The sequence below is a fragment of the Halotalea alkalilenta DSM 17697 genome (assembly GCF_000621205.1).
GTDB lineage: Bacteria > Pseudomonadota > Gammaproteobacteria > Pseudomonadales > Halomonadaceae > Halotalea > Halotalea alkalilenta.
The window spans coordinates 141,522-148,336 of record NZ_JHYY01000023.1; the positions used below are offsets into that span (position 1 = coordinate 141,522).

The following is a 6,815-nucleotide window of genomic DNA, read 5'->3' on the forward strand; positions in this document are numbered from 1 at the left end:
TGTCGCTGCTCGCCTCGGGACTCAGCACCATCGTCCAGGCCCGCGGTATCGGCCCCGATCGGGGCCGGGCTCCTCTGCGTGCAGGGCACCTCGTTCTCCTTCGTCGCCAGTCTGATCGCGATCGGCGCGACCGCACGGGAGCGCGGCGCCGACGACCCGACGGTGCTCGGCACCCTGATCGGCGCAAGCCTCGTCGGTGCGCTGGCGCCGCTGGCGATAGCGCGCTGGTACGATCGGATGCGCCGGCTGATCACCCCGACCGTGACCGGAGTTGTGATCACCCTGATCGGACTCAGCCTGGTCAAGGTCGGGATGAACGATATCGCCGGCGGCGCCGGCGAGCAGGCGCCCTCCTCGCCGCTCAACCTGGTACTGGCGATCACCACGCTGGCGCTGATTCTAGCCTGCCAGCTCAGCCGCTTGCCGATGGTGCGAATCGGATCGATCTTCATCGGCCTCGTCGGCGGCTGCCTGGTCGCCGCGCTGAGCGGCGCATTGGTATTCCCCGGCCCGGTTTCGCTGCTCCCGAGCCTGCCGGTTCCATTCGCTTTCGGCCTGCACTTCGATATCGTGGCGATCGTCCAGCTCGCCTTCATCTACGTGGTCACCTCGATCGAGACCATCGGGGTGATCACCGGTACCTCGCGCTACTCCAACCTACCGACGCAGGGAGACGCTGCACGGCGTCGGGTACGCGGCGCGATCTACGCCGACGGGGTCTGCTCGATGCTCGCCGCCGGACTCAACAGCTTCCCCAACACTACTTTCGGCCAGAACATCGGCGTGGTGCAGCTGACCGGCGTGGCGAGCCGCTACGTCGGCATCTTCGTCGGAGTGATGCTGGTGGGGCTGAGCCTGCTGCCACCGATCGGCGCGCTGCTGCAGGCGATCCCTCGCCCGGTACTGGGCGGCGCGACGCTCCTGATGTTCGGCTTGATCGCGGTCTCGGGAATACGGATGCTCGGGGAAGGGGGAATGAGCCAGACCCGCACCCTGGTGGTCGCGCTCTCGCTCGGCGCGGGTTTCGGCGTCGAGCTGGCACCCCAGGCGCTCGCTGGACTGCCGGAAGCGCTGCGCGAGATATTCTCGTCGTCGATCGTCACCGGCGGCCTGACCGCGATCCTGGCCTGCCTCTCGATCCCCGCCGAACGCGGCTGGTCACGGCCCGCCGCACGCGGCGAGCCGTCGAAAAGCAGCGGCTGAGAGAGCGCCTCGACTTAAGCTTGCCAACATTCGACCATACCCCTTTCCCCAATCTGTATTCTCCCGTCGCTAGCTTAGCTTCGAGCACGATTGGGGGAAAGATTGGCATAGCGGGTCACGTATAGCGTTAGGTGTCGCTCTAGATGGGTGCGCATTTCATCAAGAATAGGCTGCTGTACTTGTCACCATGATGATCGAACCGATAAGAGGCATAGCTGAATCAGCCAACAGTTGGTCTAACTAGCGACTGAGGACGTCGACGGCACCCGGCCGAGTGGATTCAGCCCCCTCTTCTGATCCAGTATCTCGGCTTAAAATTTTATTAAAAACATGTGCGAGACGCCGAAAAGTGTGTCAAAATGATACCCAACAGTATCATTTTGTTAATTCACTTTCCCAGGCTTCTATGAAATTCAAGAAAGCGATTTTAATAGCATCCTCCTCAATAATTTTAATGACCATTGGAGCTATGGGTGCGACCGTTGGCCCAAAAGCGTTCAACAAATTGTCCTCGATAGATAATCTTTGGGACGATACCAGAAATAGGAACTGGGATGATAGATTCGAAAGAATCGTCACACCTGAGCGAAATCAGCCAGCCTACATATTTAAATCCACTGACGATTCTTCTCGGCCACTGATTGTAAGTCTGCATACCTGGTCAGGCGGATATGATCAAAACGATCCGCTTTCCATCCTTTCAGCTGATAACAATTGGAACTATATTCATCCGCATACGCAAGGGCCAAACAATAATTCTAATGCCTGTCTAGGTAGCGATGTCATCGATGATATAAACGATGCTATATCGTATAGTTTAAATAATATGAATGTAGATATGGATAATATTATTATCATAGGGGCATCTGGTGGAGGATATGCGACCTTGGGAGCATATCTTAAAGAAAAAATACCAGCAAAAGCCTATATAGCCTGGGTTCCTATCAGCGACTTAGGTGCATGGTACTGGCAGTCTAAAGCAAATAATCGAAAATATGCCGATGATATATTCAACTGTACCAGGTCAATTGAGACGTTGAATCAAGAAGAAGTGAAGGCAAGATCTCCTCTGCGCTGGGAACTTGAAGACAAAAGATACCCTTCGCTGATAATTTATGCTGGACTGAATGACGGATACCAAGGCGCTGTACCCATATCACACTCGATTTTATTTTATAATAAGATGGTAAAGCATGAAGGCGGAGATTGGGAGCATTTAGTGAGCGCAGAGCAGACAGCAGATCTCTTAACAAGAGCTGCGTCTCCATCCTTCGATAAATTTCTCGGCGATAGAGGTGTTTTTTATGAGAGGAATTACAAACATCTATCACTAAAAATATTTGACGGCGGACATGAAATGCTCCCCGAATATGCTGCCGAAGAGATACGGAGAATAGTAGAAAACTAAGTGGATAATCCTTGCCTTACTCTGTGAGCAACAATGAGGTCGATCGCGTAGAACAGCGATATGCTCATGTTGCACCTGATAACGTTCACGGAGCTGTGTCCAGATGGATGGACCAATCTGGACACAGTGGCGGAATCAGACCAACAGCCTCTACCATCGGCAGGCGACCTAGTTCAACATAACATGTTGATCATTATATATAAATTATGCATCATTCTCTTCTAAAAAAAATTAGTCTCAGCTGCCGCGGTAGACGCTGTAGGACCAAGGAGTGATCAGAAGCGGCACGTGGTAGGACTCGGCCGCGGCGAGCGTGACCTGTACCGGCACCCGGTCGAGAAACGGTGAAGCGACACCGCTGGCCTCGAAGTAGTCCTTGACCTCGAACACCAGCTGGTAGGTGCCGCCTTCACCGTCCGCCAACAGCGGCGCGTCGAGGCGGCCATCGGCGTTGGTGCGCAGCCGTGCGACGGGCTCGGGGTCTCCCACCCGGGTGAGCGTCACCAGGACGCCCGCGGCCGGCTTGCCGCTGCGCTGGTCGAGGACATGGGTCGAAAGTCGGGTCATGCGGTTGCTGCCTCCTGGCATTCATCGGGTGCTGTCATACACCGCTGTAACGGGCTCTGGAAAGGAGCGCGGATCAATCGAATCGAGCGATGATCGCCGATTGCATCATCACACCGCCGCTTTCGCGGCGCTTTTACGAGAGTATCGCCATGCATCAGACTTCGCCCGCCCCCTGGCCGCTGGCCGAACTGGAGCGACTGGAGCGAGACGAGTTCGTCGCCCGCCTGGGCGGCGTCTACGAGCATTCGCCGTGGGTCGCCGAGCTCGCCCACCGCGAGCGCCCCTTTGGTGACTTCGAGACCCTGGTGGAGAAGTTTCGCCACCAGGCCGCGATCGCCTCGATCGAGGCCAAGCGGGCGCTGGTTCTGGCCCACCCGGAGCTAGGCAGCCGCAGGCTTACGTCGTTGACCCTGGACTCCCAGCGCGAGCAGCGCGGTGCCGGTCTGAGCGAGGCGAGCAGCGCCAAGATCGAGCGGATGACCGAGCTCAACTGCGCCTACCGGGAGCGCCACGGTTTTCCCTTCATCATCGCAGTGGCCGGGCTCGACGCCGATCGGATCCTGGCGGAAATGGAACGCCGCCTGCCGCGTGAGTCCGACCAGGAGTTCGCCGAGGCGCTTACCCAGATCGACCGTATCGCACGGCTTCGGCTGAGCCAGCTGGTCGAATGAGCGCACCGATCCGCCGCGCGCGGCGGATCGTACGAGCTCAGTCGTAACGCCGCGCCAGTGCCAGTACCGACGCCTCGAGCGCGTCGATGGCGAGGGCGACGTCCTGCTGGCTCACCGCCTCGTCGGGGTGATGGCTGATGCCGCCGGCGCAGCGCACGAAGAGCATCCCCACCTCGGTGAGCGCGCCGACTGCCATGGCGTCGTGGCCAGCGCCGCTGAACAGGTGCAGCGGCGCCATGTCGCCGGTGGCACGAATGCCCTCGGCGACTATCTCTTGAAGCCTTGGCGAGCAGAGCTGGGCCGATGCCCGATGGGTCTCCCTGCGACTCACCGACACCCCCCGGGCCTCACCGATCCGCGCCAGGGTCTCATCGATCGCATGCCAAACGCGGTCACGAGTGGCATCCTCCTCTCCGCGCAGGTCGATGGAAAAATCGACCCGGCCTGGGATCACATTGACCGCCCCTGGGGAGACAGTGAGCTGGCCGACGGTACCGACACAGCCCGCCGCCCGCGATAGCGTCTCGATCGAGAGCACCGCCTCGCTCGCGGCACAGAGCGCATCGTGGCGCAGCGCGAAAGGGTTGGTGCCCGCGTGCCCCGCCTGCCCCTCCAAGGTAACGGCGAAACGGCGGGCACCCGCGATCGCGGTGACCACCCCTAGCGCGCGGTCACGCGCCTCCAGCACCGGCCCCTGCTCGATATGCACCTCCAGGTAGCCTATCAGCGAAGCGGGATCCCGGGCGGCCTCGCCGATACGGGCGGGATCGAGGCCGAACGTTGAAAACGCCTGCTCGAGACTGACTCCCTTGGCGTCGGTCAGCTGCCACCAATCCGGGTCCCAGCTGCCCGCCAGCGCCCGGCTGCCGAGCAGCGTAGCGCCGAAACGAGTGCCCTCCTCGTCGGCGAAGCCCGCGAGCTCCACGGCAAACGGCAGCTGGCGCTTGTCGCGCTTGAGCCGGCCGATCACCGCGATCGCGACCAGCACGCCGAGAATGCCGTCGTAGCGGCCGGCATGGGGCACCGTGTCGAGGTGGGAGGCGAGCAGCAAGGCGGGCATGCCGGGACGGCGCCCCTCCAGACGTCCGCAGAGGTTGCCGGCCGCATCCTGCCAGGTGCGCATGCCTGCCGACTCGGCCCACGCGGCGACCAACTGATTGGCCCGCGCGTGCTCGCTTGAGAGATAAACCCGCTCGATGCCGTCTTCGAGACTCGAGAGGGTCGCCAGACGATCGCAGCCGGCAAGTACCGCCTGGGCGTCGAGCATCATGCGTTTCGCTCCTGTTGGTAGATTTCCTGGGCAGCGCCCACGCCACCGCCGCCGATGACCGGGACGCCGGCCTGCCGTAGCACCTGCTCGAGTGCGGCAAGCGTGGTCAGCACCGTATCCTTGCGTGCGTTGTAGCCCATGGTGCCGATCCGCCAGATGCGCCCATGGAGCGGACCGAAAGAGGTGCCGATCTCGATCGCATAGTCGCTGAGCAGCGCCCTGCGCAGCGCCTCTCCATCCACTCCATCCGGGATGTAGACCCCGACGACGTTGTTCATCTTGTGCTCGACGTCGCCGAATACCTCGAGCCCGAGACCGATGACCCCCGCGAGCATCGCCGAACCGTGCAGACGGTGGCGCTCGATCGCGCTGTCCATACCCTCCTCGACCAGCAGCCGCGCGCACTCGCGCGCGCCGTACAGCATGGTGGTCGCCTCGGTATGGTGATTGAGGCGCTTCTCGCTCCAGTAATCGAGGATCATCGCCAGGTCGAAGTAGTTGGAGCGGATGCGCCGGGCGTAGCCCGCTTCTTCACCCTCGTCGCGCAGCCCCGCCTCGACGCTGGCACGCGAGCGAATCCGCTCGACGGCACGCCGGGAGAGCGAGATGGGAGAGCTGCCGGCGGGGCCTGCGAGACACTTCTGGAGCCCAGCGGTCGCCGCATCGACACCCCAGGCGTCCATCTCGAAGGCATTGCCCCCGAGCGATGCGGTGACGTCCGTATAGAAAAGTACGTCATGACGGCGGCAGATCTCGCCGATCTCGTCGAGTGGCTGACACATGGTGGTCGAAGTATCGCCCTGGACCAGGGCGAGCAGCTTGGGCCGGGTCTCGACGATCGCCCGCTCGATCGCTTCGCTGGTGAAGACCTCGCCCCACTCCACCTCGCGCAGCACCACCTCGGCCTGACAGCGCTCGGCGATCTCGCGCAGCAGATGGCCGAACCGCCCGAACACCGGCACCAGCACCCGATCACCCGGCTCGATCAGCGACACCAGCGCCGCTTCGATTCCCGCGCGCGACGTGCCATCGACGACCAGCGTCGCCTCGTTGCCAGTGCGGAACACCTCGCGATAGAGCGCCATGGTCTCATTCATGTAGGCGGTCATCACCGGATCGTACTGCCCCACCAGCTGAGCCGACATCGCCCGCAGCACGCGGGGGTCGGCATTGATCGGGCCAGGCCCCATCAGCAGACGATGAGGGGGATCTATCGGGTGAGTCAGCATCGGTCGAATGCTCCGGCAGAGGGGTCGATGAGGATGGGCGCGACCCATTCGAAGTCGGCCGCGAAAAATACACAGGTTTCAACGAATACTATAACGGAAACCTTCGTTTCAAAAGCACCGTCGAGATTTCCATTCCACCCATGAACGGCGCCGGCGTCCAGCGTTCAAGGAGCGCAGCACGAAAAAGGCCACGGCATAGCCGTGGCCCCAGACTGCTGACGAACCCTGCTTTTACAGGCAGGGTTCGTCATTTCAGTTCAAGCCACCCACTTTGCGTGCAGATACCCAGGGAATCGGTAGATGACGGTCATGGCGCTCATCAACGCCTCACAGCGCCGTTGAACAACGCTCCAGGCCCCAAAAATGGATGAAAATAGCCGGCGCATCCGCGCCAGGGCCATCTTCTTCAGGTTTTGGCAGGCTGCGGCAAGCAGACACTGCTCTCTCACCCGAGCCAGTCCCCGCAT

The 6,815-nt window shown here is 61.1% G+C and carries 7 protein-coding genes; 3 read left to right on the top strand and 4 right to left on the bottom strand.

Going from position 1 to position 6,815, the window contains the following annotated elements:
- Nucleotides 1-78: 78 nt before the first annotated feature.
- A complete protein-coding gene (locus tag Q376_RS21415; RefSeq protein ID WP_052364943.1) occupies nucleotides 79-1,203 on the top strand; it encodes a uracil-xanthine permease family protein in 1,125 nt (374 codons plus the stop codon).
- Nucleotides 1,204-1,609: 406 nt separating this feature from the next.
- Nucleotides 1,610-2,611: an alpha/beta hydrolase family protein gene (locus Q376_RS24190; RefSeq protein WP_081803390.1), complete on the top strand. Its 1,002-nt coding sequence runs from the start codon at nucleotides 1,610-1,612 to the stop codon at nucleotides 2,609-2,611.
- A 237-nt stretch (nucleotides 2,612-2,848) separates the two neighbouring features.
- Here Q376_RS24190 and uraH read toward each other — a convergent pair whose 3' ends face one another.
- Nucleotides 2,849-3,178 carry a hydroxyisourate hydrolase gene (gene uraH, locus Q376_RS0104325; protein WP_027349270.1) on the bottom strand — a complete coding sequence of 110 codons (330 nt, stop codon included), beginning with the start codon at nucleotides 3,176-3,178 and terminating at the stop codon, nucleotides 2,849-2,851.
- A gap of 149 nt (nucleotides 3,179-3,327) precedes the next feature.
- Here uraH and uraD point away from each other — a divergent pair, with 149 nt between their 5' ends.
- Entirely contained in the window at nucleotides 3,328-3,849 is a 522-nt protein-coding gene (gene uraD, locus Q376_RS0104330) for a 2-oxo-4-hydroxy-4-carboxy-5-ureidoimidazoline decarboxylase (protein WP_162177879.1), read from the top strand.
- A gap of 37 nt (nucleotides 3,850-3,886) precedes the next feature.
- On the opposite strand, the gene Q376_RS21420 is transcribed toward uraD, so the two are convergent.
- The 3 genes from Q376_RS21420 to Q376_RS25140 all read right to left on the bottom strand — a co-directional run.
- Entirely contained in the window at nucleotides 3,887-5,119 is a 1,233-nt protein-coding gene (locus Q376_RS21420; RefSeq protein ID WP_052364945.1) for an allantoate amidohydrolase, read from the bottom strand.
- Nucleotides 5,116-6,348: a pyridoxal-phosphate-dependent aminotransferase family protein gene (locus Q376_RS0104340; RefSeq protein ID WP_027349272.1), complete on the bottom strand. Its 1,233-nt coding sequence runs from the start codon at nucleotides 6,346-6,348 to the stop codon at nucleotides 5,116-5,118. The genes Q376_RS21420 and Q376_RS0104340 overlap by 4 nt, the downstream gene beginning before the upstream one ends.
- 257 nt (nucleotides 6,349-6,605) lie before the next feature.
- The coding region (locus Q376_RS25140; RefSeq protein ID WP_027349273.1) for a hypothetical protein at nucleotides 6,606-6,815 on the bottom strand (210 nt) is incomplete at its 5' end.